Here is a 25687-nt window from a genome sequence, read left to right as displayed (position 1 = left end):
CCCGCCGAGGAGGATCCGGGGCCTCGACTGCCGGGCCGGATCACGGCATGTCGCCGGTCCAGCGGTTGGCGGCGGCCTTGTAGACGTCGTAGGTGTCGGTGTTGAAGTACGGCGACGAGATGTGGTCGTAGCGGTCGTTGCCGTCGGTGTCCCACGCGACGCTGTTCACGCCCACCAGGTAGCCGGTGCGTGTGGAGTTCCGGTAGTCGTATATGAACGGGCCGCCGCCGGCGCCGGCGGTGAAGGAGCACCTGAAGCCGATCTGCTCCTGCAGGTCGTACTTCTTGGCCCCGGGCATCGGAGCCGTCCTGCCGTAGCACCACTTCAGCGTGCGGCCGGTGTACGGCTTGTCGCCGTCGGGGTGCCCGCCGGCCGGGTAGCCGAAGGAGAACACGTTCAGCTTCGTGCCGCGGTTCCAGGTGAAGCCCTGGCCGCCGACGTTGTCACCGAGGCGGCCGGCGTTCTTGACGGTCCAGTGCCACCGGTTGCCGGTCTTCTCCCAGCTCACCTTGATGCCGTTGTAGACGTTGACGAACGCGTAGTCGAAGTCGTAGTCCTCCTTCACCACGAAGTCGTCGTGCGCGTTGAACGTCCTGGCGGCGTAGATGCCGTACGGCGCCTTGCCCTCCCGCACGTTGTCGCCGTCCCAGTACGACGGGATGAAGATCCAGTTGTCGTAGAAGGTGTTCTGCTGGGGGTCGTAGACACAGTGGGCGGAGGTCGCCACCAGATTGCGGTACTTGCCCTGTACGGAGCTGGCCGAGCAGTACCGCCAGTTCTTCGGGTTGCGCGGGTCGGTCCGGGGCAGCGTGAAGAACACGCGGCCGACCGTGTCGGGCAGGTTGACCTGCCGGCTCTTGCCCGCCCTCGCCTTCTCCCCGCCGATCGGCGGGACCGATCCGGGCGGCCCGTCGGGGGTCTGGTCGCCGCCCGTGCCGCCCCTGACACCCCTGGACGACACGTCGAGCGCGCCGTCGTGGTCGGTGGCGAGCTTGATGCGGTCCGGCGTCCAGAACTGCACGGCCTGCTCGGCGGGGGTCGCCGCGTTCCTGGACACGACGTCGGGGGCCGAGGTCGCCTCCGCCGTGGCGCCGGTGGTCGTGCCGGCGGCCAGGGCGGCGGCCACCAGCGCGGCGAGGGGGATCGCGATGCGCCTTGCTCGGGAATACATGGAACTCCTCTCGGTTCTCGGCGGCCCAGAGCGGGGTGCTGCGCCCCGGTGGGCCAGGAAAACGTTGAGCACGCTAATGAATGGCGCAACCCGTCAGCCAGAAAGCGATGCGAAAAGGTCGGTTCCGCCTCCGTTTTGTTATGGAAATAGCGAAATTACATGTATTCAAAAAAGGCATCTCCACAGGTCAGGCACATCGTGAAGAGTCTGCGACACCAGCGGTAACGCTGATTATCAAACGCCACTGCTTATCAACCGAATGTTGTTCTGGTTAGATGTCGGTATGGATCCACGCACCCCCTGTCTCATCGGCATCGCCCAACGCACCGTGCGCGAACAGCCCGGCCCGGAACCGCTCGATCTGTGGGAATCGGTCGCCCGCGAGGCGGCCGAGGACGCCCGGCTGCCCGCCGGGTGGCTCGACTCGATCCAGATCGTCCACACCGACTCCTGGCAGTACGACTCGCCCACCGGGCGGCTGGCCGAGCGCCTGGGCGCCACGCCGCGCCACACCGCCTACTCCAAGGTCAGCGGCACCGCTCCGCAGCTCCTCATCGGCGCGGCCGCGGCCCGGATCGCGGCGGGCGACCTGGACTGCGCGCTGATCACCGGGGCCGAGGCGCTGGCCACCCGGCGGGCCTACCGGCGGGCGGGCGAGCACGTGCCGTGGAGCCACGCCGCCGATCCCAAGCCGCCCTACGGCTGGGAACGGCCCCCGCACCCCGCCGAGCTGGCGCACGACCTGTTCCTGCCCGTGCACACGTACGCGATCATGGAGACCGCGCGGCGGGCGGCGGCCGGGATGACGGTCGAGGAGGAGATGCTCGACCGGGGCCGGATGATGGCGCCGATGACCGAGGTGGCCGCGGCCAACCCGTACGCGTGGCGGCGGGCCGTGCGCACGCCCGAGGAGCTGGTGAAGGGCAACCGGTTCGTCGGCTGGCCGTACACCAGGAACACCGTGGCGGTCATGGAGGTCGACCAGGCGGCGGCCGTCGTCCTGGCCTGCGCGGAGCTGGCCGACCGGCTGGGGGTGCCGGACGAGCGGCGGGTCTACCTGCGCGGCTGGGCGTACGCCGAGGACACCTGGGAGGTGGCGGCGCGGCCCGCGCTCGGCTCGTCGCAGGCGATCGGGGCCGCCGCCGAGGCCGCCTTCCGGCGCGCCGGGCTCGGCCTCGCCGACATGGACGCGCTCGACCTGTACAGCTGCTTCGCCGTCGCGTTGCGGCAGGCGTGCGACGCGATCGGGCTCGCCCCGTACGACCGGCGCGGCCTGACGGTCACCGGCGGCCTGCCGTACGCCGGCGGCCCGGCCAGCGACTACGTGCTGCACTCGACGGCCACGATGGCCGGGCTGCTGCGCACGCAGTCGGGCCATGGGCTGGTGACCGGCGTGGGGATGCACCTGACGAAGCACACGTACGCGGTGTGGTCCAGCGAGCCCGGCGGGCCGCCCGGGGACGCCGTCCCGGTGTTCACGGCGGCCGGGGTGCCCGTCGTGGGCTCGTACGCCGGGCCCGCCACCGTGGCCGGCTACACGGTCGCGCACGGCCCGGACGGCGAGCCGGACAAGGGCATCCTCGTCGTCGACCTGCCGGCCGGCGGGCGGGCGCACGCGCACGTGCTGGAGCCGGAGCTGCTGGCCGACGCCATGTCCCGGGAGCTCGTGGGGCAGCGGGTCAGCCTGGTCGCGGGCGACGGGCCCAACGTGGCCACCTGGTGATCCCGCCGAGGTTGTGAAGTTGTGACCTCATGCGGCGACTTCGCCGGGTTCGAGGGCTTGCGCGGGCGGATGTCGCTCAACTGAACTGGGGGTGAAGGGCGCAACCCGCACTAACCCGGCGAGGCACGTCGTGTCCGACCAGTTCGACGTCATCGAGGCAGGGGGGCGAGGCCGCCGCCGGTGGATCGGGCTCGCGGTGGTGCTGGCTCTGCTGGTGATCCCGGCCGTCAGCCTGCTGCTCAGCCGCGACCCGCGGCAGGAGCCGCCCCCGCCGTCCGCCACCACGCCCATCCGCTCGCTCACCACGATCGAGAACGGCCCCAACGCCCTGCGGATCCCGGCCAGGACCAAGGGCCACGACGAGATCATCGACGTCGTCTTCCCCGACGGGCTGAAGGCCGAGGTGCGCTACCCGGCCGACCTCGACCTCAACGAGCTGGGGGTGCGGCCGTTCCAGGGCGCGTGGATCGACGGGCGGTTCCGGCAGTTCAGCGTGCCGTACAACGGGGTCGCCGAGGTGACCGGCGGCGGCCGGCCGATCAGGAGCTACGGCCCCGGCGTCACCCTGTGGCCGCGCCAGCCGGGCGGGGGCAGCGGGCAGGTGCTGCTCTTCGCGTTCGGACGCTGGCGGCTGGCGATGCAGGACAGGGGCGAGGGGCTGACCTTCGACCAGCGCGCGGCCCTGGCGCGGGATCTGCACGGCAAGGTGACCCGGGACGGCTACCTGGTGCTGTCGGGCGAGGGATCGGTGCGGCTGGCCCGTCCGGGGGCCGTGACCCAGGAGGGGCCGGCCGGGCCGCAGCTCTGGTTCGGCGGGGGAGTGCGGGAGATGGTCGTGCTGGCGCCCACGCCCGACTGCGTCAGGAAGGCCCGGCTGCCGAAGGTGATCGAGGGACGCGGGCGTCCGGCGGAGTGGACGTGCCGGGGGGACGTGGAGGTCGCCGTCGCCGGACCCGAGGAGTTCCGGCGCCGCGCCCTCGCCGGGATCCGGGTGACGGTCAGGCGCTGAGTCCCGGCCGGCGGCTCGCTCGGGCGGGGCGGTGTCGTGGGTGGCGGCGGGTCGGTTAGTAGGGTGCGGCCATGTTCGCCGTAACCGCCACACAGACCGATCCCGACAATCCGCTCGCCGGGCTGACGCTCGGTGAGCACCCCGACCCGAAGGCGCCCGACGGCTGGACGACCGTCTCGGTGCGCGCCGCCGCCCTCAACCACCACGACCTGTGGACGCTCAAGGGCGTGGGCATCAGGCAGGAGCGGCTGCCGATCGTGCTCGGCTGCGACGCCTCCGGCGTGGACGAGGACGGCAACGAGGTCATCGTGCACGCCGTCATCGGCACGGGCGCGGACGAGACGCTCGACCCCAGGCGCTCCCTGCTGTCGGAGGTGCACGACGGGACGTTCGCCGAGCGGGTGGCCGTGCCGCGGCGCAACCTCGTGCCCAAGCCGGCCGCGCTCAGCTTCGAGGAGGCCGCCTGCCTGCCCACGGCGTGGCTGACCGCGTACCGCATGCTGTTCGACAAGGCCGGGCTCGAACCGGGCTCGACCGTGCTGGTGCAGGGCGCCGGCGGCGGCGTCGCGACCGCGCTGATCGCGCTCGGCCGCGCGGGCGGCTTCCGGGTCTGGGCGACCAGCCGGTCGGAGGACAAGCGTGAGCGGGCCCGCGAGCTCGGCGCCGACCAGGTCTTCGAGACGGGCGCGCGGCTGCCCGAGCGGGTGGACGCGGTCATGGAGACGGTCGGCCAGGCCACCTGGGACCATTCGCTCAAGTCGCTCAGGCCGGGCGGCCGCATCGTGGTCTCCGGGGCCACCAGCGGCGCGGTCCCGTCCGCCGACCTCAACCGCGTCTTCTTCCTGCAGCTGTCCGTGGTCGGCACCACCATGGGCACCCGCGACCAGCTCCAGCGGCTGGCGGTGTTCCTGGAGCAGACGGGCGTGCGGCCGGTGATCGACCGGACGCTGCCGATGACCGAGGCCCGGGACGGCTTCGCGGCCATGGCCGAAGGCGAGATCTTCGGAAAAATCGTCTTTACCAGCTGAATAAGTGAAGGGTTACTTGCCCGCCTTCCGGGTGATACAGGAAGAATGACGTCGTATCACCCTGGAGGCGTTCACCATGAACGTTGAGCCGTTCGGCCCGGGTTCGATGCACTGGGACACCGCGGGCGAATACCGCAACCTGCTCGTGGCCGGCAGCGCGCTGGTCCTCCAGACCATGCATCCGGCGGTCGGCGCGGCCGTGGCGGAGCACTCGACGTACAAGGACGACCCGTGGGGGCGGCTCAACCGCACGCTCGCCTCCGTCCAGAAGTGGGTCTACGGCGGTGAGGGCGGTCTGGCCGAGGGGCGGCGGCTGCGCGAGCTGCACCGCTCCATCAGCGGCGTGGACGAGCACGGCCGCGCCTACCACGCCCTGAACGGCGAGGCGTGGGCCTGGGTGCACCTGTCACTGTTCGAGCGGTTCATCACGCTCAACCGCTACTTCGGCACCCCGTACACCGAGGAGCAGCAGCGCCGCATGTACGCCGAGTCGCGGCAGCTCGGCGCGATCCTGCAGGTGCCGGAGCGGGAGATGCCGGCGGACCTGGAGGCGTTCTGGCGCTACTTCGACACGATGATCGCCGAACGGCTGGAGCCGCACCCGACGGCGCTGGAGGTGCTCGCCGTCATGCGCGGCACGCCCGCCCCGCCCGGCCTGCCGAGGCCGCTGCGCCGGCTGTGGACGCCGGTGGGGCTGGGGTCGGGGGAGTTCAACCACTTCGTCACTGTCGGGACCCTGCCGCCGGCCGCGCGCAGGAAGCTCGGCCTGCGCTGGACGGCCCGGGACGAGCGGCGGCTGCGGCACCTCGGGCACGCCGTGGCGATGCTGACCGCGCGCCTGCCCGAACGCCTGCGCTACATGCCGGTCGCCTACCACGCCCGCAGAGCGGCCCGCGGCCACGGCCGCCCGCAACCCTCGCAACGCCCGCTGCGCTCGGCCTAGCGGCGGCTCAGCGGCGGCTCAGCGGCGGAGGATGTCGCGGATGCGGGCGGACGCCTCGTCGAGCACGGTGTGCAGCTCGTGCAGCTTCTGCGTGGTCAGGGCGGCGTCGGCGGCCTCCGTGCGGGCCTGGGCCACGAAGTCGGCCAGCAGTTCGCCCAGCTCGCTGTCGAGCTCGGTCCGGCGCACGGTGTCGCCGCCGAGCGTGGTCCAGATGTCCGACCAGATCCGCCGCCACTCGCCGGCCAGCCGGTCGCTCTCCACCTGCCACTGGTTGGCGTGCGCCATCCACTGCCGCTTCTGCTGCTCCTTGAGCCGTTTGAGCTCCTCGGCCCGTGCCTTGGCGTCGTCGCGGGCGCCGGTGCGCACGTCCTTGGCCATCCGGGTGAGCTCGTCGCGCAGCGACTTCACCGTGTCGCGGACGTCCTCCTTGACCTCGCGGGCGATGTCCCGCACCGAGGCGGAGATCTCCTGCTCCAGGTCGTCGAGCTCGTCGAGCCGGGCGTTGAGCTCCTCGCGGCCCTTGTCGGTGATGGAGAACACCTTCTTGCCCTCGATCACCTCGTGCGTGACCAGGCCCTCCTCCTCCAGGCGGGCCAGTCGCGGGTAGATCGTGCCGGGCGAGGGCGAGTAGACGCCGAGGAAGCGGTCCTGGAGCAGCCGGATGACCTCGTATCCGTGCCGCGGGCTCTCCTCCAGCAGCTTGAGCAGGTACAGCCGGAGCCGGCCGTGACCGAAGACAGGGCTCATTCCTTCTCTCCCTTGAGCAGCGCGACCTCGCCCGAGACGGTGTACGCCGACAGTGAGGCCATGCCGCCCCCCAGCCGTCCGGACAGCGCCTTGGAGCCGGGGCCGTTGTTCGCCGACAGTCCGTCGAACGTGGAGCTCAGCCTGCCGGAGGTGGACCTCATGCTGACGTCGGACTCGACGTTCTCCGGCACCCGCACCAGGATGGCACCCGAGACGCTGTTGAGCGTCACATGACTCGTGGGCCGGAGCGTCAGGTCGGCGGTGATGCGGCCGGACACCGTGCTGGCCTTGAGCCGGCGCGGGCTGCCGTCGGCGAGGGTCAGCTCGCCCGAGACGGTCTTCAGCGCCAGGTCGCCCTCCATGGCGCGGCTCTCGATCGAGCCGGAGACCGTGGTGGCGCTCACCTCGCCGCTCACGCCGTCGAGGACGACCTCGGAGGACACGCTCTTGACCCGGGTGGACCGCTCGAACCCGGCCAGCACCGTGGACGCCGAGACCACCTCCGTGTTCACCCGGCAGCCCTTGGGCACGGTGAGCGTGAGGTTGGTCCTGCGCTTGTCGCGCCGCAGCCAGCCGAGCAGCCCGTCCAGGGTCAGGCCCTCGTAGGTGACGACCAGCTCCTTGGTCAGCGGGTCGTAGCTGACCAGCAGCGGCGCGGCCGACTCGATCTCCGTCAGCTCCAGCGTGGGCGGCCCCTCGCTGGCCAGGACGGCCAGCCTGCCGGCGACGATCCGCACGTCAAGTGACTCAACCGGCCCGAACGTGAGCTGCTCGGGAGCGTCCAGCGTCCACTTCTCCATGAACGTATGCCTCCTTGACGAGTACGTCTCCTACGAGAACACGATATGTCGCGTTACTCGAAAACTCAAGATGTATCGCGTCTCGGCGGCGGAATCCCGTCAGTCGTCGTCCTCGTCGTCGAGGCGGGCCAGCCAGGTGGCCAGCCGCTCGATCGGGGTCTCGAACTCGGGGTTGAGATCGACGAACTCGCGCAGCCGCTCGCCCAGCCAGAGCACGCTGACCTCTTCCTCGCCCCGCCGATCGACCAGCTCCTCGATCCCTCGATCGGTGAAGTACATGGGTTCTCTCCTTCGTGCAGGCAGGGGCCTCACCCTGCCGGTCAACGCAGAAGCCCCCGGCCGGACGGCCGGGGGCTCACTGGCGGCCTGCTCAGCCGAAGAGCTGGTGGAGGATCTCCTCCAGCTCGGTGTCGTGCGAGTTGTGCGAACCCGTCGCGGGCGAGCTGTTCGGGGTCCGCGAGACGCGGCGCAGCGACCGGCCGCCGAGCGTCTGCGGGTCTTCGGCCAGCTTCAGCGTCAGGTAGGGCCACGGGCCCATGTTCACCGGCTCGTCCTGGGCCCACACCAGCTCGGCCTGCTGCCCGTAGCGGGCCAGCTCGGCGGTGAGCTCCTCGGTGGGGAACGGGTAGAGCCGCTCAAGACGGACGATCGCGACGTCGTCGCGGCCCGTCTTGTCGCGCTGCGCGGCCAGGTCGTAGTAGAGCTTGCCCGAGACCAGGACGATCCGGGTGACCTTGGCCGGGTCGACCGTGGTGTCGCCGATGACCGGCTGGAAGGTGCCGGTGGTGAAGTCGGACGCCTTCGACGTGGCCGCCTTGTGCCGCAGCAGCGACTTGGGCGTGAAGACCACCATCGGCTTGCGCCGGTTGGACTCCACCTGCCAGCGCAGCAGGTGGAAGTAGTTGGCCGGCGTGGACGGCTGCGCGACCGTCATGTTGTCGAGCGCGCAGACCTGCAGGAACCGTTCGATCCTGGCCGAGGAGTGGTCGGGGCCCTGGCCCTCGTAGCCGTGCGGCAGCAGCAGCACGACGGAGGAGCGCTGGCCCCACTTCTGCTCACCGGACGAGATGAACTCGTCGATGATCGTCTGGGCGCCGTTGACGAAGTCGCCGAACTGCGCCTCCCAGGCCACCAGGGCATCGGGACGCACGACGCTGTAGCCGTACTCGAAGCCGAGCGCCGCGAACTCGCTGAGCAGCGAGTCGTAGACGTAGAACTTCGTGGTGCCCTCGTTGAACTGCTTCAGCGGCGTGTGGTCGGCGCCGGTCATCCGGTCGACCAGCACCGCGTGCCGCTGGGTGAACGTGCCGCGCCGGGAGTCCTGGCCGACCAGGCGCACCGGGTGGCCGTCGATCAGCAGCGAGCCGAACGCCAGCGTCTCGCCCATCGCCCAGTCGATCGAGTCGGTCTCGACCATCTGGCCGCGGCGCTGCAGCACCGGCGCCAGGCGCGGGTGCGGCGTGAAGCCCTCGGGCAGGTTGAGCTGGGTGTCGACGATGCGCTTGAGCGTCTCGTCGCTGATCGCCGTCGGCGTGTCGGCGTGGGACCACTTGACGACCTCGGCCGGGGGCACCCGCATGGCGGCCGCCTCCTTGGGCTTCTTGGCCGCCTCGCGCGTCTCGGTGAACGCCTGCTCCAGCTTGGCCTGGTAGTCGCGCAGCGCCGACTCGGCCTCCTCGACCGTGATGTCGCCCCGGCCGATCAGCGCCTCGGTGTAGAGCTTGCGGGTGGAGCGCTTGGCGTCGATCAGGTCGTACATCAGCGGCTGGGTGAAGGCGGGGTTGTCGCCCTCGTTGTGGCCGCGGCGGCGGTAGCAGATGAGGTCGATGACGACGTCCTTGCGGAACGCCTGGCGGTATTCGTAGGCCAGCTGGCCCACGCGCACCACGGCCTCGGGGTCGTCGCCGTTGACGTGGAAGATCGGCGCCTGGATCATCCGCGCGACGTCGGTCGCGTAGACCGACGAGCGGGACGAGGCCGGCGAGGTGGTGAAGCCCACCTGGTTGTTGACCACCACGTGCACGGTGCCGCCGGTGCGGTAGCCGCGCAGCTGCGACAGGTTGAGCGTCTCGGCCACCACGCCCTGGCCGGCGAAGGCCGCGTCGCCGTGGACGAGGACGGGAAGGACGGTGAAGCCCTCCTCGCCGCGCTCCAGGAGGTCCTGCTTGGCGCGGACGACGCCCTCCAGCACCGGGTCGACCGCCTCCAGGTGGGAGGGGTTGGCCACCACGGACGCCGTGATCATCTTGCCGCTCGGGGCGGTGAACTCGCCGCTCGCGCCCAGGTGGTACTTGACGTCGCCGGAGCCGTGGGCGGTGCGCGGGTCGATGTTGCCCTCGAACTCGCCGAAGATCTGCGCGTAGGACTTGCCCACGATGTTGGCCAGCACGTTGAGCCGGCCGCGGTGGGCCATGCCGATGACGACCTCGTCGAGGCCCTCGTCGGCGGCGTCGCTGATCACCGAGTCGAGCAGCGGGATCAGGGACTCGCCGCCCTCCAGCGAGAAGCGCTTCTGGCCGACGAACTTCGTCTGCAGGAACGTCTCGAACGCCTCGGCGGTGTTGAGCCGGGACAGGATGTTGAGCTGCTCGTCGCGCTCGGGCGAGGCGTGCGGCTTCTCCACCCGCGCCTGGATCCAGGCCCGCTCCTCGGGGTTCTGGATGTGCATGTACTCGATGCCGACCGTGCGGCAGTAGGAGTCGCGCAGCACGCCCAGGATCTCGCGGAGCTTCATCAGCGGACGGCCGCCGAAACCGCCCGTGGCGAACTCGCGCTCGAGATCCCACAGGGTCAGCCCGTGGGACTGGATGTCGAGGTCGGGGTGCTTGCGCTGCTTGTACTCCAGCGGGTCGGTCTCGGCCATCAGGTGGCCGCGCACGCGGTAGGCGTGGATCAGCTCGATGACCCGGGCCGACTTGGCCACGTCGTCGTCGTGCGAGGCCGAGATGTCCTGGACCCAGCGCACCGGCTCGTACGGGATGCGCAGCGCCTCGAAGATCTCGTCGTAGAAGCCGTCCTCGCCGAGCAGCAGCCGGTGGATCTGGCGCAGGAAGTCGCCCGACTGGGCGCCCTGGATGATCCGGTGGTCGTAGGTGCTGGTCAGCGTCATGACCTTGGAGACGGCCAGACGCGACAGCGTGTCGGGCGAGGCGCCCTGGTACTCGGCCGGGTATTCCATCGCGCCGACGCCGATGATCGTGCCCTGGCCGGGCATCAGGCGCGGAACGGAGTGGACGGTGCCGATCGTGCCGGGGTTGGTCAGCGAGATCGTGGTGCCGGAGAAGTCGTCGACGCCCAGCTTGCCCGCGCGGGCCTTGCGGACGACCTCTTCGTAGGCCACCCAGAACTGGCGGAAGTCCATCTCCTCGGCGCCCTTGATCGAGGGCACGAGGAGCTGGCGCTCACCGTTGCTCTTCTGGACGTCGATCGCCAGGCCGAACCCGACGTGCTCGGGCTTGACCAGCGTGGGCTTGCCGTCGACCTCCGTGTAGGAGTAGTTCATCTCCGGCATCGCCTTCAGCGCCTTGACGATCGCGAAGCCGATCAGGTGGGTGAAGGAGATCTTGCCGCCACGCCCCCGCTTGAGGTGATTGTTGATCACGATGCGGTTGTCGATGAGCAGCTTGGCCGGGATGGCCCGGACGCTGGTCGCCGTCGGAACCGTCAGGGACAGGTCCATGTTGGCGGCCGTGCGTGCGGCGGCGCCGCGCAGCTTCACCTCCTCGGCGCCCTTGGGCACCGGGGTGGCCGGCTGCTTCGGCTTCTCGGCTGCCGGAGGCGCCTTCGGGGGCGCCTTGGGAGGTGCGGGCGCGGTCGCAGTGCCGTTCGCCGCCTCCCTGACCGGGGTCCGGCCCGGTCCGTAATCAGGGTTGTAGTCAGCGAAGAAGTTCCACCAGGCCTTGTCGACAGACTCTGGATCTTGAAGGTACTTCTGGTACAGCTCGTCGACAAGCCACTCGTTCTGACCAAAGCTTGCCAGCGGGTTTGTCCGCGACGACTCAGACGACACGGCGGAAATCGCCCTCTTCCGCAGATCGGCGTTGATGTTAGAGAACCTGTCCAAGGCTACTCGCCCGGACCGGCAGCGCGCGCCGAAGAGCACGCGCCGCCTCGAACGATCCTCTCAGGACACGCCGAAGAGGTCACGCCCGCCTAGTCAATCCAGGGAGAGCCGCCATTGTTACTGTTTGGTATCAACGTATGGCCGGCAGGTTTATTTCCCTCCGGGCACGATTCTGCTGGTGATCCGCACCCCGGGTGACAGCTCCTCCAGCAGCTCCGCCAGCTCCTTGCCGGCCTGCTGGAGCTCCTCCATCGACATGGGCTCCAGCCGTTCGAGGAGGAAGATCGCGTTGGTCGTCTCCTCGGTGAGCCGGGTGCGCGCCACCTGACGCCAGTTCCACCGGCGGCAGGTCGCGCCGGCGTCGTCGCGCCAGATCACCTCGCCGGGCTCGGGCTGCCCGAGCGCCTCCTCGGAGTGCTCGTCGCCGGTCGCCCGCACCAGCCGGGCCGGGCCCTGGTAGCGGTCGAGGTCCTCGCCGCCGATGGGCAGCGCGTGCTTGACGCTGATCGTGTTGTACGCGTCGACCACCCGGTTGATCTCGGGCAGCGGCATGCGCCGGGTCAGGGCGTCGACCGAGGGCCTGGTGCGCTGCGGCTTGGCGCCGAAGGCGCGGTAGGCGTCCTTCCAGGCGTCGATCTTGTCGGCCTGGACCTCGCACGCCGACGCCTCGGCCAGCCAGGCGCGGGTGCGGTCGTCGGTGGGGCCGTTCCGCAGGCCGTGGGCCAGCATCACCAGCACGGCGAAGTCGGGGCGCAGGGCGAGGACGGCGTCGTCCACGCGGATGTCGTCGAGCATCCGCCCAGTTTAGAAGGCCGGCGAATTCGCAAAAATCACTTTGCAAAAAAGCCTTTGCGGTCTAGGGTCGTGCTCATGGAGGAGCAGTACAGGATCAGTGACCCGCAGGTGCTCAAAGTGGTCGCCCACCCCTTGCGGGTGCGGCTGCTCGGGCTGCTGCGCAGCGACGGCCCGGCCACCGCCAGCGAGCTGGGCCGCAAGGTCGGCGAGAGCTCCGGCTCGACCAGCTACCACCTGCGGGAGCTGTTCAAGTACGGCTTCATCGAGGAGGACCCCGACCGGCGCGACGGCCGCGAGCGCCGCTGGCGGGCCCGCCACCGCTACACCTCCTGGGACAGCGGCCAGCTGTCCGGCACCGAGGAGGGCCGCGAGGCGGTCCGGATCATGCGGATGCGCCAGGTCGAGGCGCTCGCCCGCGTCAACCAGGACTACGACGAGCGCGAGTGGGCCCCCGAGTGGGTGCGGGCGGCCGGGCTGAGCGACGACATCGTCGAGCTGCCCGCGGCCGGGCTGAGGGAGTTCAACGACCGGGCCATGGAGCTGCTGCGCGACCTCGCCGCCCGCTACTCAGGCGACCCCGACGCCCGCCAGGTCAACATCTGGATGGGCGGCTTCCCCCGCGACGATTCCCCCCGCGACGATTCCCCCCGCGACCGTTCCTCCCGCGACGGTTCTCCCGCCGACGGTTTTCCCAGCGACAAGGAGCAGGACCGATGACCGCTCGTTCCGCGTTACGGCGCTACATGCTCGTCAGCTTCCTGACCTGGCTGCCGCTGGGCCTGATGGCCGCCGTCATGGTGCTGCTGATGACCGACAGAGGGCTCGGCCTGACCCAGATCGGCCTGGCCGTGACCGTGTTCTCGGTCGTCACCGTCAGCCTGGAGCTGCCCACGGGCGGCCTGGCCGACGTCATCGGACGGCGGATGGTGCTGGCCGCCTCGGCGGTGTTCACCGCGGCGGCGCTCGCGCTGATGAGCGTCTCGACGACGTTCGGGATGTTCCTCGTCACCTGCGTGATCAAGGGCGTGGCCAGGGCGCTGTCCAGCGGCCCGGCCACCTCCTGGTACGTCGACACCCTGCACGAGCTCGAAGGCGAGGACGCCGACCTCAAGCCGGGCCTGGCGCGCGGCGGCGCGCTGGAGTCGGTGGCCATGTGCGCCGGGGTGCTGGTCGGCGGCGCCGTGCCGCTGCTGGTGCCGCCTGGGACGATCACGCCGCTGGCCGTGCCGCCGCTGCTGGGGGCCGTCGCGGCCGTCGTCCTGCTGGTCGTGGTGGTGTTCGCGCTGCCCGAGCCGGCCCACGCGCGGCGGTCGCTGGGGAGCGTGCTGAGCGAGGTGCCCTCGACGGTGGTCGGCGGGATCCGGCTGGCCGCCGGGGGAGCGGTGCTGCGCCGCCTGATGCTCGCCGCAGCCGCGTCCGGCGTGCTGCTGATGACGATCGAGCTGCTGACCCCCGGCCGCCTGGCCGAGCTGGCCGGCACGTCCGAGCGCGGCAGCCTGGCCTACGCCGTCGTGGCGGCTCTGGGATACGCCGCCAGCGCCACGGGCAGCGCGATCGCGCCCCGCGTGGCGCGCCTGGCGGGCGGCTCGGCCCGCGGCGCGGCCATGGGCGCGGTGCTCTGCGCGCTCTCGGTCGGCTCGCTGGCCGCCACCACCGGGCTGGACGGCGTGCCCGGCCTGGTGACGGCCGGGCTGGCCTATCTGGTCATGTTCGCCGGGCTGTCGGTGACCGGGCTGCTCTGCCTGGAGATGCAGCACAACGCGGTCTCCGCCGCCGAGCGCACCACGGTCACCTCGACGTCCTCGCTCTCGCTCCAGGCGGGCGGGGTGCTGGCCAACTCCACGCTCGGCGTCCTGGCCGGGCAGGCGGGCGCGTCGGCCGCCTGGTGGGTGGCCTCGGGGGTGGTGCTGGCCTCGGCGCTGCTGTTCGTCGCGATGCCGAGGCCGGGGGTCACAGGCTCCAGTCGAGTTCCGGTCCTACCGGAACGATCCTGCTCGGGTTGATGTTCGTCTGGGTCATGTAGTAGTGGCGTCTGATGTGGTCGAAGTCCGTGGTGTCACGGAATGCGGGGATCGCGTAGAGCCTGCGGGTGTACGCCCACAACGCCGGATAGTCGGTCAGCCGCCTGATCGAGCACTTGAAGTGGCCGTGGTAGACCGTGTCGAACCTGACCAACGTCGTGAACAGCCGCACATCGCTGTCGGTGAGCGTGCCGAAGAGGAACTCCGACTCGGCAAGGCGCACCTCCAGCAGGTCGAGCGTGGTGAACACGCGGGCGACCGCCTCCTCGTACGCCTGCTGCCCGCGGGCGAAGCCGGCCTCGTAGACCGCGTTGTTGAGGCCGTGGTAGAGGCGGTCGTTCATGATGTCGATGTCCGGGCGCAGGCGTTCGGGGTACAGGTCGGGCGCGCTGCCCCACGACGTCTCCAGATCGAGGGTGATCTGCGGGAAGTCGTTGGTGACCAGGCGTTCCTCCCGGCTGTCCCAGATGCACGGCACGGTGTAGCGGCCCGTGTAGCCCGGTTCGGTCGCGTGGTAGAGCTCCGACAGGTACGGCGGGTCGCCGTCGGGGATCCGCCAGCCCTTCTCGTCGCGGATGGGGTCGACGATCGTGACGTCCAGCAGGTCCTCCAGACGGAGCAGGGCGCGGACGATCAGTACGCGCTGTGCCCACGGGCAGGCGTAGGAGGCGTAGAGCCGGTAGCGGCCGGGCTCGGGCGGCCCGAGCCGTTCGGTGAAGCGGTTCGGCTGCCGGACGAAGCGGCCATCGTCTGAGATCTCGCGGCTCAGCTTCATGACCCCTAGTAGAACATGATTCGGGACCAGAACTATATTCGGGGCCATGGCAAAGTTCGTGGTGACTCCTTCCAGCGTGGCCCAGCGTGAGGCATGGATGAGCGGGGCGGTTCCCGAGGTCGAGCGGGTCCGGCCGGGGCTGTGGTCGATCCCGGTGCCCATCCCGGTCAACCCGCTGCGGTACGTGCTGGTCTACGCCCTCGAACTGCCCGACGGCGTGGCCATCGTGGACGCCGGATGGAACACCGACGAGGCCTACGACGCCCTGGCCGCCGGGCTGGCCGTGGCCGGCCACGGGATCGCCGACGTCAGGGCCGTCCTGGTCACCCATCTGCACCCCGACCACTACGGCCTGGCCGGACGCGTCCGCGAGGCGTCGGGCGCCTGGATCGGGCTGCACCCGGCCGACGCGAACCTCGTGCGCGAGCGGTACGACGACGACGCCATCGACTCGCTCGTCCAGCGGGAGCGGGCCCTGCTCCGGCGCTCCGGCGTGCCCGACCTGAGCCTGGACGAGCTGGCCGGGGCCTCCATGATGATCAGGCACATGGTCACGATGGCCCGTCCCGACCGGCTGATCGAGGACGGCGAGGACCTCGGCCTGCCCGGCTGGGACCTGCGGGCCGTCTGGACCCCCGGCCACACGCCCGGCCACCTGTGCTTCGTCTCGCCGGAGCGCAGGCTGCTGCTCTCCGGCGACCACGTGCTGGCGAAGATCACCCCGATCGTGGCCGTGCACCCCCAGTCGGGCCCCGACCCGCTGGCCGACTACCTCGGCTCGCTGGCCGCCGTCCGCGAGCTGGAGGTGGACGAGGTGCTGCCCGGCCACGAGTACCGCTTCCTGGAACTGGCCGGACGCGTCGACCACGTGCTGGCCCACCACGACGAGCGGCTGGCCGAGATCGAACGGGTCGTCGGCGAGGACGACGGCGTGACCTGCTGGGACGTCGCCACCCGGCTGAGCTGGTCGCGCCCCTGGGAGACGATCCCGCCGTTCATGCGCCGGGCGGCCAACAACGAGACGCTGGCCCACCTGGTATGGCTGGCCGGACGGGGCAGGGTACGCCGGGAGGAGGGCGAGCCCGAGCTCTGGAGACGCGCCTGAGCCGGTCGGTTATCGTACTCCTACCAGAATGTTGTTCTCTTGCTCTGGAGGTTCGATGCTTCGGTTCGATGACAGGGTCGCGATCATCACGGGCGCCGGGCACGGCCTCGGCAGGGCGCACGCGCTCCTGCTCGCCGAGCGGGGCGCCAAGGTCGTGGTCAACGACCTCGGCGGCGCGCTCGACGGCACCGGCGCCTCCACCGGCCCCGCCGCCGAGGTGGTCGAGCTCATCACCAAGAACGGCGGCCAGGCCGTCGCCAACGCCGACAACGTCGCCACCCCCGAGGGCGCCAGGGCGCTCGTGCAGACGGCCGTCGACGCGTTCGGCCGGGTCGACATCGTCGTCAACAATGCGGGCATCCTGCGGGACAAGTCGTTCGGGAAGATGACCGTCGAGGACTTCGACGGCGTGCTGGCCGTGCACGTACGCGGGTCGTACCTGGTCAGCCAGGCCGCCTACCCGCTGATGAAGGAGGCCGGGTACGGCCGCATCGTCAACACCTCCAGCCCGGCCGGCCTGTTCGGCAACTTCGGCCAGGCCAACTACTCCACCGCCAAGATGGGCCTGGTCGGGCTGACCAAGACGCTGGCCATCGAGGGCGCGCGCAACGGCATCAAGGCCAACGCCATCGCCCCCATCGCCTGGACCAGGATGACCGAGGCGCTGCTGCCGGCCGAGTTCGAGGCCAAGTTCACGCCCGAGCGGGTGAGCGCGCTGGTCGCCTACCTCGTGCACGACTCGTGCGAGTCGAGCGGGGAGGTGTTCACCGTCGGCGGCGGGCGGGTGGCCCGCGTGTTCGTGGCCGAGGGGCCCGGCTGGAAGGCCGACGACCTCACCCCCGAGGCGATCGCCGACAACTGGGGCTCGGTGATGGCCGAGCAGCCGTACGTGCTGACGGCCGGCGACTCGATGAAGGCCATGCTCTAGCGCCGGAGCCTGCCGGAAGCCGGTCATCGCCCGCCGGGGCGGTGGCCGGCTTCCGCGTGTTCGGGAGGGTTCCGGCGAACGTCTCATGCCAGGCTTTGTTCGATCTTCGGCATAAGTCTGCGAGGTTCGGTCGAATCAGACTCTTGATTTGCCGCATGAGTGATCTTATTGTTCCCGCATGACCCCCCAGCCGGGCTCGGCTGCCGACGTCCTGACGCTCATCAGCGCCGGATCGGCGACCACCCGATCCGATCTCGCGCGCCTCACCGGACTGGCCAGATCCACGATCTCCCAGCGGGTCGACGCGCTCATCGAGCGCGGCCTCGTCGAGGAGACCGAGAGCGGCGAGTCCACCGGCGGCCGTCCCCCGCGCCAGCTCCGCCTGCACACCGAGGAGCACGCCTTCGCCGGCGTCGACCTCGGCGCCACCCACTGCCGGGTCGCGCTCATGGACCTGACCGGCGGCCTGCTGGCCGAGTGCGAGGACCCGCTGGAGATCGGCGAGGGCCCCGACAAAGTGCTCGCCCACGTCGACCAGCGGCTCGACCGGCTGCTCGGCGAGGCAGGACGGCCCCGCGCCGCGCTGCGCGCCATGGGCATCGGCGTGCCCGGCCCGGTGGAGTTCGCCACCGGCCGCCCCAACAACCCCCCGATCATGCCCGGCTGGAACGACTACCCCGTCCCCGAATACTTCGACGGCATCCAGGTGCTGGTCGACAACGACGTCAACGTCATGGCGCTCGGCGAGCACCGCAACGCCTTCGCCGGCACCAGCCACCTGCTGTTCGTCAAGGTCGGCACCGGCATCGGCTGCGGCATCGTGGCCGACGGCAAGCTCCACAGAGGAGCCCAGGGCTCGGCCGGCGACATCGGGCACATCCGCGTCAGCGGCCACGACGACGCCGGCTGCCGCTGCGGCAACAGCGCCTGCCTGGAGGCCGTGGCCGGCGGCGCCGCCATCGCCCGCCGGCTCGCCGAGCTCGGGCTGGCCGCCGAGACCGGCGCCGACGTCGTCGCGCTCGTCCAGGCGGGCAACACCCAGGCGCTGCGGCTGGTCAGGGAGGCCGGCCGGCTCATCGGCGAGGTGCTGGCCGGCCTGGTCAACTTCTTCAACCCCGAGGTCATCGTCATCGGCGGCGCGCTGTCCCGCGTCCACGAGCACCTCCTGGCCGGCGTCAGGGAGACCATCTACCGCCGGTCGCTGCCGCTGGCCACCCACCACCTGTCCATCACCCCGAGCCGCACCGGGATCAACGCCGCCGCTCTCGGCGCGGGCCTGCTCGCCATCGAGCACTACCTGTCACCGGACAACATCAACCGCATCGTCAACGCCTGAAGGGGACCCCGATGCTGGTCATGAAGGGCATCGTCAAGCAGTTCCCCGGCGTGCGCGCGCTCGACGGGGTCGATCTCGACGTACGGGCGGGCGAGGTCCACTGCCTGCTCGGCCAGAACGGCGCGGGCAAATCCACCCTGATCAAGGTGCTGGCCGGCGTCCACCAGCCCGACGAGGGCACGATCGTCTTCAACGACGCGCCCGTCCGGCCCACCAGCCCCAACGACGCCATCCGGCTCGGCTTCGCCACCATCTACCAGGAACTCGACCTGGTCGACGGCCTCAGCGTCGCCGAGAACATCTTCCTCGGCCACGAGCACGCCCGTTTCGGGTTCGTCAACCGCCAGGCCGGCCGCCGGGCCGCCCGCGAGGTGCTGGAACGCCTCGGCCACGGCGAGATCCGCCCCGCCACCGAGGTCGGACGGCTCTCACCGGCCGCCAAACAGGTCGTCTCGATGGCCCGCGCCCTCTCCCACGACGCCCGCCTGATCATCATGGACGAGCCGTCGGCCGCCCTGGCCCACGACGAGGTCGCCAACCTGTTCCGCATCATCCGCGAGCTCACCGCCCAGGGCGTGGCCGTCGTCTACATCTCCCACCGGCTGGAGGAGATCCGCGAGATCGGCGACCGCGTCACCGTGCTCAAGGACGGGCGCACCGTCGCCGTCGGCCTGCCCGCCCGCGACACGCCCACCGCCCGCATCGTCTCCCTCATGACCGGCCGCAACGTCGAGTACGTCTTCCCGCCCCGCCCCACCCGGCCGCCCGGCGAGGAGGTGCTGCGCGTGGAGAACCTGACCGCGCCCGGCGTCTTCGCCGACGTCTCCTTCTCCGTGCGCGCCGGGGAGATCGTCGGACTGGCCGGGCTCGTCGGCAGCGGACGCTCCGAGATCCTGGAGGCCGTCTACGGAGCCCGGCCCGCCTCCGGCCGCGTCACGCTCGCCGGCCGCCCGGCCCGCCGCCGCGTGACCGGCGCCGTCCGGCAGGGCATGGGCCTGGCCCCCGAGGAACGCAAGGCCCAGGCCCTGCTGCTCGACCAGAGCGTCACCGCCAACATCACGCTCGGCACCCTGCCGCAGTTCGCCAGGTTCGGCTGGATCGACCGCGGCCGCGAACGGGCCGAGGCCGCCCGCCTGGCCCAGCTCCTCGACATCCGCCCGCCCGACCCCGAACGCCCGATCAGGACCCTGTCGGGCGGCAACCAGCAGAAGGCCGTGCTCGCCCGCTGGCTGCTCGGCGGACGCAGACTGCTGCTGCTCGACGAGCCCACCCGCGGCGTCGACGTCGGCGCCCGCGCCGAGCTGTACGCCGTCATCCGCGACCTGGCCGACCAGGGCATCGGCGTGCTGCTGGTCTCCAGCGAGGTGCCCGAGGTGCTGGGGCTCGCCGACCGGGTGCTCGTGCTGCGCGAGGGCGCCGTCATCCACGAGGGCGAGGCGGCCGGCCTGGACGAGCACCGCGTACTGGACATGATCATGGATGGGAGGGCCGCGTGATGAGCGAGCCCATAGAGGCGCCCGAACGACCCGCCGCCGGGGTCGCCCGGCCGAGACCGTCCCTGCTGAACGGGGTCGCCGAGATCCGCCACCTCGGCCTGCTGGGCGCGCTGGCGCTGCTCGTGGTCGTCGGCCTGGTCACCCGGTTCGACAACTTCGCCACCACCTCCAACCTGGTCAGCATCCTGGCCCTGGCCGCCACGATCGGCGTGATCACCGTCGGGGCCACGTTCGTGATCATCGGCGGCGGCATCGATCTGTCCGTCGGCGCCGTCATGGCCCTCGCCTCCGTCTGGGCGACCACGCTGGCCACCCAGTCGTACGGGCCGGTGGTGATGGCCGTCTGCGCGATCCTCGTCGGCACCGGGGCCGGGCTGGTCAACGGGCTGCTGATCGCCTACGGGCGGATGGTGCCGTTCATCGCCACCCTGGCCATGCTGGTGGCCGCCCGCGGCCTGGCCCAGCGCATGTCCGACAGGAAGACCCAGCTCATCCACGTCGAGGGCATCGTGCAGCTGTCCACCACGCGGTTGCTCGGCATCCCGCTGCTGGTCTACGTGTTCGCCCTGGTCGTGGTGCTGGGGTGGATCGTCCTGAACCGCACCACGTTCGGCCGCCGCACGTACGCGGTCGGGGGCAACCCCGAGGCGGCCAGGCTGGCCGGCATCGACGTACGCAGGCACACGATGCTCCTGTACGCCCTGTCCGGCTTCTGCTGCGGCGTCGCCGCGATCCTCATCATGGCCCGTACGACGACAGGCTCGTCCACCCACGGCGACCTGTACGAGCTCGACGCCATCGCCGCCGTCATCATCGGCGGCACCCTGCTCACCGGAGGCCGGGGCACGATCATCGGCTCGATCCTGGGTCTGCTGATCTTCACCCTCATCACGAACCTGTTCATCCTCAACGGGCTCAACACCAGCGACCAGCTGATCGCCAAGGGCCTGATCATCGTCGTCGCCGTCCTTCTCCAGCGGCGGAACCTGAAAGCGAGAGCATCATGAGTGAGAACGTCGCGCGCAGGGGATTCCTCGTCGGCGGGGCTGTGCTGTTAGCGGCGGGTTGCACCAGCAACGAGCCGGCGGCCGCTCCCTCGTCGGCGGCGCCCGCGCCCGCCCCCGCCGCGAGCGGCAACGACGAACCCGGCCAGAAGGTGACGATCGGCTTCTCCGCGCCGGCCGCCGACCACGGCTGGATCGCGGCCATCGCCAAGAACGCCGAGAGCGCGGCCAAGCAGTACGGCGACGTCGACTTCAAGGCCGTCGAGCCGACCAACGACATCAACCAGCAGATCTCCGCCGTCGAGTCGCTGATCGCGGCCAAGGTGAACGCCCTGGTCATCCTGCCGAACGACGGCCAGCAGCTGAACCAGGTCGCGCTGCAGGCGACGCAGGCGGGCATCCCGGTCATCAACCTCGACCGGGTGTTCCCCGACAAGCTGGCCTACCGGACGTGGATCGGCGGCGACAACTACGGCATGGGCGTCGCGGCCGGGCACTACATCGGCAAGCAGCTCAAGGACAAGGGCGTCGCGAACCCGGTGATCGTCGAGATCCAGGGCATCGCCACGCTGCCGCTGACCCAGGACCGCAGCAAGGGCTTCGCCGACGCGCTGAAGACGTACGGGTTCAGCGTCACGGCCAAGCAGGACGCCAAGTTCACCGTCGAGACCGGCAACCAGGTGGCGACCTCGCTGCTGCAGGCGCACAAGAAGATCGACGCCCTGTGGAACCACGACGACGACCAGGGCGTCGGCGTGCTGGCCGCCATCAAGGAGGCCAACCGCGACGAGTTCGTCATGGTGGGCGGCGCGGGCTCGCTGAACGCCATGAAGGAGATCCAGGCCGGCACGTCGGTGCTCAAGGCCACCGTCACCTACAGCCCGACGATGGCCTCCTCGGCCATCAGGCTCGCCAGGTTGATCGCGCAGGGCAAGGGCATGAGTGACCTCGTGGAGAATCAGGTTCCCCAGTCGATCACCCTCGCGTCGGAGACGATCACCAAGGAGAACGTCGAGAAGTATCTGGCGCTCGGATTCGAATCCTGATCGGGGGTTGCATGTCAGACAAGACCACCATCGGCGTGGGCATGATCGGCTACGCGTTCATGGGCCGCGTCCACTCCCAGGCCTGGCGGAGCGTCGGCGCGTTCTTCGACCTGCCGCTCGCGCCGCGCATGGCGGTGCTGGCGGGCCGGTCGAAGGAGCAGACCGCCGCCGCGGCGGCCCGGCTCGGCTGGGCCGACGTCGAGACGGACTGGCGGGAGCTGGTCCGGCGGGACGACGTGCAGATCGTCGACATCTGCACGCCGGGCGACTCGCACGCCGAGATCGCGATCGCCGCGTTGCGCGCCGGCAAGCACGTGATCTGTGAGAAACCGCTGGCCAACACCGTCGCCGAGGCCGAGGCCATGGTCGCGGCGGCGGCCGCGGCGCCGGGCAGGAGCATGGTGGCCTTCAACTACCGGCGGGTCCCGGCGGTCGCCCTGGCCCGCCGGTACGTCGAGGAGGGCAGGCTCGGCGAGATCCGGCACGTACGCGCCCAGTACCTCCAGGACTGGATCGTGGACCCGGAGTTCCCGCTGGTGTGGCGGTTGCAGAAGGACAAGGCGGGCGCGGGGGCGCTCGGCGACATCGGCTCGCACATCGTGGACGCCGCCGAGTTCGTCACCGGCCAGCGCGTGGCGGGCGTGTCGGGGCTGACGGAGACGTTCGTCAAGGAGCGTCCGCTGGCGGGGGAGTCGGCGGGGCTGGGCGGGTCCCGTACGGAGGAGAGGGGGACGGTCACCGTCGACGACGCCGCGCTGTTCATCGGCCGGATGTCGGGCGGCGCGCTGGCCTCCTTCGAGGCCACCAGGTTCGCGACCGGGCGCAAGAACGCGATGCGCATCGAGGTCAACGGGCAGCTCGGCAGCCTGGCGTTCGACTTCGAGTCCATGAACGAGCTGTGGTTCAGCGAGGGCGGGGGCGGGTTCGAGCGGATCCTGGTGACCGAGCCCGACCATCCCTACGTGGGGGCGTGGTGGCCGCCGGGGCACGGGCTCGGCTACGAGCACACCTTCACCCACGAGATCAGAGACTTCCTGGAGGCCGTCGCGACCGGCGCCGACCCTTCGCCGTCGTTCGCCGACGGGCTGCGGGTGCAGCGCGTGCTGGCGGCGGTGGAGGCGAGCGCGGCCGACGGCGGCCGGTACACCCCTGTGGAGGACTGATGAGACCAGTAACGCTGTTCACCGGGCAGTGGGCGGACCTGCCGTTCGAGGAGGTGTGCAGGCTGGCGGCCGAATGGGGCTACGACGGCCTGGAGATCGCCTGCTCGGGGGACCACTTCGACGTGGCGCAGGCGGTGGCGGACCCGTCGTACGTGGAGCAGAAGCGCGCCCAGCTCGACAAGCACGGCCTGAAGGTGTGGACGATCTCCAACCACCTCGTCGGCCAGGCCGTCTGCGACCATCCGATCGACGAGCGGCACAAGGCGATCCTGCCGGCGCGCATCTGGGGCTCGGGCGACCCGGAGTCGGTGCGGCGGGCCGCGGCCGAGGACATGAAGGACACCGCGCGGGCGGCGGCGGCGCTCGGCTTGGACACGGTGGTGGGGTTCACCGGGTCGTCGATCTGGCACACCGTGGCCATGTTCCCGCCGGTGCCGGCGTCGATGGTGGAGGCCGGCTACCAGGACTTCGCCGACCGCTGGAACCCAATCCTCGACGTGTTCGACGAGGTCGGGGTGCGCTTCGCGCACGAGATCCACCCGAGCGAGATCGCCTACGACTACTACACGACGCAGCGGACGCTGGAGGCGATCGGGCATCGTCCGGCGTTCGGGCTGAACTGGGACCCGTCGCACATGGTGTGGCAGGACCTCGACCCGGTGGCGTTCATCCTCGACTTCAAGGACCGGATCTACCACGTCGACTGCAAGGACACCCGGGTCCGGATCGGCGACGGGCGCAAGGGGCGGCTGTCGTCGCACCTGCCGTGGGCGGACATGCGGCGGGGATGGGACTTCGTCTCCACCGGGCGCGGTGACGTGCCGTGGGAGGACTGCTTCCGGGCGCTCAACTCGATCGGGTACGACGGGCCGATCTCGATCGAGTGGGAGGACGCGGGGATGGACCGGCTGGACGGCGCCCGCGAGGCGCTGGGGTACATCCGGCGGCTGAACTCCATCACGCCGCCCGCCACGGCCTTCGACGCGGCCTTCTCCACCACGTAGGACCACGTAGGACCACGTAGGACCACATAGGGCCTGCTGGTCACGGGCCGGGCGACCGCGCGTCCGGGGCGGGCCGTGCGTCCGGGGCGGGCCGGCGGGCGGTCATCAGCCCGACGATCATGATCAACCCGCAGACGAGGAACGGCCAGCCGTAGGGCCGTCGTGGCGCCCAGCCGTCGAAGGTGGTCGCCACCCCCACCAGCGTGACGGCCGCCGCCGCGAGCCACCCGAGTGCCCGCCCGGCCACGCGGGCGCGCAGCGACGCCAGCAGGATCGCCAGGACGATCCCCGGCCAGGCCATCAGGACGAAGTCCCAGACGTGGGCGGGCCCCGGCGCGTGGGCGCGGAGCGCGCCGTTCAGCGGGCCGGCGGCGAGGTAGAGCGGGAAGGCCATGACGGCCATGGCCAGGTCGCCGTACAGGCCGTCGCCCAGGCGGCCGTCCTGGGTCAGCCAGGTCAGCGTGAGCACCGCGGCGGCGTACGCGAACGCCGCCGACAGTTTCTGGCCCCTGGCGATGGCTGCGATCATCGGACGCCTTCCCCTGCCACGTCACCGCTCCGGCGGTCCCACGGTAGAGCGCCCGGCGGGTCGTGGCCGGGCGCATGGGAAACCCTTGCCGGAACCGGTCAGGACCCTGGCGGAGCGGGTGGCGGGCCGTCCCCGTCCTTGGCGCACGCCGGCGCGTCCGCCTCCGCGCCCCCGGAGGCGCTGTCGGTGCCCTGCGGGACGCCCAGCTCGACGCAGCAGTGGCCCGGCCGCGGGATCAGGGTGGCCTGGACGGCCGGGGCGTCGAGGCCGTCGAGGAACCCGGCCAGGAACGCGTGGTTGATGCCGCAGACCAGCTCGGGGGCCTTGGCGGCCAGGGGATGGAAGGGGCAGTTGCGCAGCCGGACCAGGGTCGGCGTGTCGCGGCTGGGCTCGAAACCGTGACGTTCCAGGACCTGCTGGGCGCAGGTCAGGGCGCGCTCGGGGCCGAGCCGGGCGCCGCGCAGCCCGCCGCGTTCGGTGTGGCCGAGGTCGTGGCCGCGCTCGCGGGCCAGGCGGCGGGCCGCCTGACCGGCGCTCTCGCCGGGCGTCTCGGCCAGCACGGCGTCGAGCAGGATGTCGGCGAGCAGGACGGGTTCGCGCTGGGGGATGCTGACCTGGACGTCGAGGTCGGAGGGTTCGTACACCTTGGGGGCGCGGCCGACGCGGCGCAGCCCGCCCGGCTGTTCGTAGCGGGTGGCGAGCAGCCCGGCGTCCACCAGTTTGTCCAGGTGGAAGGCGGCGAGCTTGCGGGAGATCCCGACGCTTTGGGCCGCCTCGTCGCGGGTGACGGCCCGCCCGGCGCGGCGGATGAACTCGTACATGCTGCGGCGCAGGTCGTCGCTGAGCGCGGCGACCGCCGCGAGGCTCGTGGAGTCGGACGTCACGCATCCACCTTAACGCCTAGAAAACTTGTGAATCATCTGAAGTCATGCCTTTGTACTGGGAAGGTTGACGCCACCGTCAAATATGTCCAAGATTTGTTGGTGAAATAGGAGGTGGGC

23 protein-coding genes are annotated in these 25687 nt (G+C 70.9%); 14 read left to right on the top strand and 9 right to left on the bottom strand.

All coding sequences use genetic code 11. The annotated features are described in order from the left end of the window. Positions 1–40 precede the first annotated feature (40 nt). Positions 41–1171 (bottom strand): serine protease, encoded by a 1131-nt coding sequence (locus AB0C33_RS18120; RefSeq protein WP_358288935.1) that lies wholly within the window; start codon positions 1169–1171, stop codon positions 41–43. A 283-nt stretch (positions 1172–1454) separates the two neighbouring features. On the opposite strand from AB0C33_RS18120, the gene AB0C33_RS18115 reads away from it, so the two are divergent. The 4 genes from AB0C33_RS18115 (at position 1455) to AB0C33_RS18100 (ending at position 5874) form a co-directional block, all read left to right on the top strand. Next, positions 1455–2894, top strand: a complete 1440-nt coding sequence (locus tag AB0C33_RS18115) for an acetyl-CoA synthetase (RefSeq protein ID WP_358288932.1) — start codon at positions 1455–1457, stop codon at positions 2892–2894. Positions 2895–3024: 130 nt separating this feature from the next. After that, positions 3025–3903, top strand: coding sequence for a hypothetical protein (locus tag AB0C33_RS18110; protein ID WP_358288929.1), 879 nt, complete (start codon positions 3025–3027; stop codon positions 3901–3903). A 71-nt stretch (positions 3904–3974) separates the two neighbouring features. After that, complete coding sequence (locus AB0C33_RS18105; RefSeq protein WP_358288926.1) at positions 3975–4931, top strand: zinc-binding dehydrogenase; 957 nt, start codon at positions 3975–3977, stop codon at positions 4929–4931. Between the two features lie 76 nt (positions 4932–5007). Further along, positions 5008–5874: an oxygenase MpaB family protein gene (locus AB0C33_RS18100; protein ID WP_358288923.1), complete on the top strand. Its 867-nt coding sequence runs from the start codon at positions 5008–5010 to the stop codon at positions 5872–5874. Positions 5875–5892: 18 nt separating this feature from the next. Here the strand turns inward: AB0C33_RS18100 and AB0C33_RS18095 are convergent, their stop codons facing one another. The 5 genes from AB0C33_RS18095 to AB0C33_RS18075 all read right to left on the bottom strand — a co-directional run bounded on the left by AB0C33_RS18095 (position 5893) and on the right by AB0C33_RS18075 (position 12279). Then, positions 5893–6621: a helix-turn-helix transcriptional regulator gene (locus AB0C33_RS18095; RefSeq protein ID WP_358288920.1), complete on the bottom strand. Its 729-nt coding sequence runs from the start codon at positions 6619–6621 to the stop codon at positions 5893–5895. After that, positions 6618–7421: a DUF4097 family beta strand repeat-containing protein gene (locus tag AB0C33_RS18090; protein WP_358288917.1), complete on the bottom strand. Its 804-nt coding sequence runs from the start codon at positions 7419–7421 to the stop codon at positions 6618–6620. Before AB0C33_RS18090 ends, AB0C33_RS18095 begins: the two co-directional genes overlap by 4 nt. A 99-nt stretch (positions 7422–7520) precedes the next feature. Beyond that, on the bottom strand, positions 7521–7700 hold the full coding sequence (locus tag AB0C33_RS18085) for a DUF6104 family protein (RefSeq protein WP_352323532.1): 180 nt from the start codon (positions 7698–7700) through the stop codon (positions 7521–7523). A gap of 91 nt (positions 7701–7791) precedes the next feature. Next, positions 7792–11430, bottom strand: coding sequence for a multifunctional oxoglutarate decarboxylase/oxoglutarate dehydrogenase thiamine pyrophosphate-binding subunit/dihydrolipoyllysine-residue succinyltransferase subunit (locus AB0C33_RS18080; RefSeq protein WP_358288914.1), 3639 nt, complete (start codon positions 11428–11430; stop codon positions 7792–7794). A gap of 204 nt (positions 11431–11634) precedes the next feature. Continuing rightward, the gene (locus AB0C33_RS18075) at positions 11635–12279 is read right to left on the bottom strand and encodes a phenylalanine--tRNA ligase beta subunit-related protein (protein ID WP_358288911.1); all 645 of its coding nucleotides are present in this window, start codon (positions 12277–12279) and stop codon (positions 11635–11637) included. A 75-nt stretch (positions 12280–12354) separates the two neighbouring features. On the opposite strand from AB0C33_RS18075, the gene AB0C33_RS18070 reads away from it, so the two are divergent. Further along, positions 12355–12996, top strand: a complete 642-nt coding sequence (locus AB0C33_RS18070) for a helix-turn-helix domain-containing protein (RefSeq protein WP_358288908.1) — start codon at positions 12355–12357, stop codon at positions 12994–12996. Further along, positions 12993–14282, top strand: a complete 1290-nt coding sequence (locus AB0C33_RS18065; protein ID WP_358288906.1) for an MFS transporter — start codon at positions 12993–12995, stop codon at positions 14280–14282. Before AB0C33_RS18070 ends, AB0C33_RS18065 begins: the two co-directional genes overlap by 4 nt. Here AB0C33_RS18065 and AB0C33_RS18060 read toward each other — a convergent pair. Continuing rightward, entirely contained in the window at positions 14230–15075 is an 846-nt protein-coding gene (locus AB0C33_RS18060) for a glutathione S-transferase C-terminal domain-containing protein (RefSeq protein ID WP_358288903.1), read from the bottom strand. The genes AB0C33_RS18065 and AB0C33_RS18060 overlap by 53 nt on opposite strands. A gap of 46 nt (positions 15076–15121) precedes the next feature. On the opposite strand from AB0C33_RS18060, the gene AB0C33_RS18055 reads away from it, so the two are divergent. The 8 genes from AB0C33_RS18055 (at position 15122) to AB0C33_RS18020 (ending at position 24157) form a co-directional block, all read left to right on the top strand. After that, positions 15122–16180, top strand: coding sequence for an MBL fold metallo-hydrolase (locus tag AB0C33_RS18055; protein WP_358288900.1), 1059 nt, complete (start codon positions 15122–15124; stop codon positions 16178–16180). A 55-nt stretch (positions 16181–16235) separates the two neighbouring features. Beyond that, positions 16236–17108: an SDR family oxidoreductase gene (locus tag AB0C33_RS18050; RefSeq protein WP_352352311.1), complete on the top strand. Its 873-nt coding sequence runs from the start codon at positions 16236–16238 to the stop codon at positions 17106–17108. 178 nt (positions 17109–17286) lie between these two features. Next, on the top strand, positions 17287–18444 hold the full coding sequence (locus AB0C33_RS18045; protein WP_358288897.1) for an ROK family transcriptional regulator: 1158 nt from the start codon (positions 17287–17289) through the stop codon (positions 18442–18444). An 11-nt stretch (positions 18445–18455) separates the two neighbouring features. Then, a complete protein-coding gene (locus AB0C33_RS18040) occupies positions 18456–19940 on the top strand; it encodes a sugar ABC transporter ATP-binding protein (RefSeq protein WP_358288894.1) in 1485 nt (494 codons plus the stop codon). Next, a complete protein-coding gene (locus tag AB0C33_RS18035) occupies positions 19940–20947 on the top strand; it encodes an ABC transporter permease (protein ID WP_358288891.1) in 1008 nt (335 codons plus the stop codon). The genes AB0C33_RS18040 and AB0C33_RS18035 overlap by 1 nt, the downstream gene beginning before the upstream one ends. Further along, entirely contained in the window at positions 20944–21990 is a 1047-nt protein-coding gene (locus AB0C33_RS18030; RefSeq protein WP_358288888.1) for an ABC transporter substrate-binding protein, read from the top strand. The genes AB0C33_RS18035 and AB0C33_RS18030 overlap by 4 nt, the downstream gene beginning before the upstream one ends. 11 nt (positions 21991–22001) lie before the next feature. After that, positions 22002–23153 carry a Gfo/Idh/MocA family oxidoreductase gene (locus AB0C33_RS18025; RefSeq protein WP_358288885.1) on the top strand — a complete coding sequence of 384 codons (1152 nt, stop codon included), beginning with the start codon at positions 22002–22004 and terminating at the stop codon, positions 23151–23153. Continuing rightward, positions 23150–24157, top strand: a complete 1008-nt coding sequence (locus AB0C33_RS18020; protein WP_358289075.1) for a sugar phosphate isomerase/epimerase family protein — start codon at positions 23150–23152, stop codon at positions 24155–24157. Before AB0C33_RS18025 ends, AB0C33_RS18020 begins: the two co-directional genes overlap by 4 nt. 40 nt (positions 24158–24197) lie before the next feature. On the opposite strand, the gene AB0C33_RS18015 is transcribed toward AB0C33_RS18020, so the two are convergent. Together AB0C33_RS18015 and AB0C33_RS18010 are read right to left on the bottom strand one after the other, a co-directional pair. Continuing rightward, positions 24198–24686: a hypothetical protein gene (locus tag AB0C33_RS18015; RefSeq protein ID WP_358288882.1), complete on the bottom strand. Its 489-nt coding sequence runs from the start codon at positions 24684–24686 to the stop codon at positions 24198–24200. Positions 24687–24784: 98 nt separating this feature from the next. Continuing rightward, complete coding sequence (locus AB0C33_RS18010) at positions 24785–25570, bottom strand: helix-turn-helix domain-containing protein (RefSeq protein WP_358288879.1); 786 nt, start codon at positions 25568–25570, stop codon at positions 24785–24787. Positions 25571–25687 lie beyond the last annotated feature (117 nt).

Origin of the sequence: Nonomuraea sp. NPDC048881 (genome assembly GCF_040649795.1) — a bacterium.
In the GTDB taxonomy this organism is placed as follows: domain Bacteria; phylum Actinomycetota; class Actinomycetes; order Streptosporangiales; family Streptosporangiaceae; genus Nonomuraea.
Note: the sequence above shows the minus strand (reverse complement) of the source record. Positions and strands in the feature narration are given on the sequence as shown.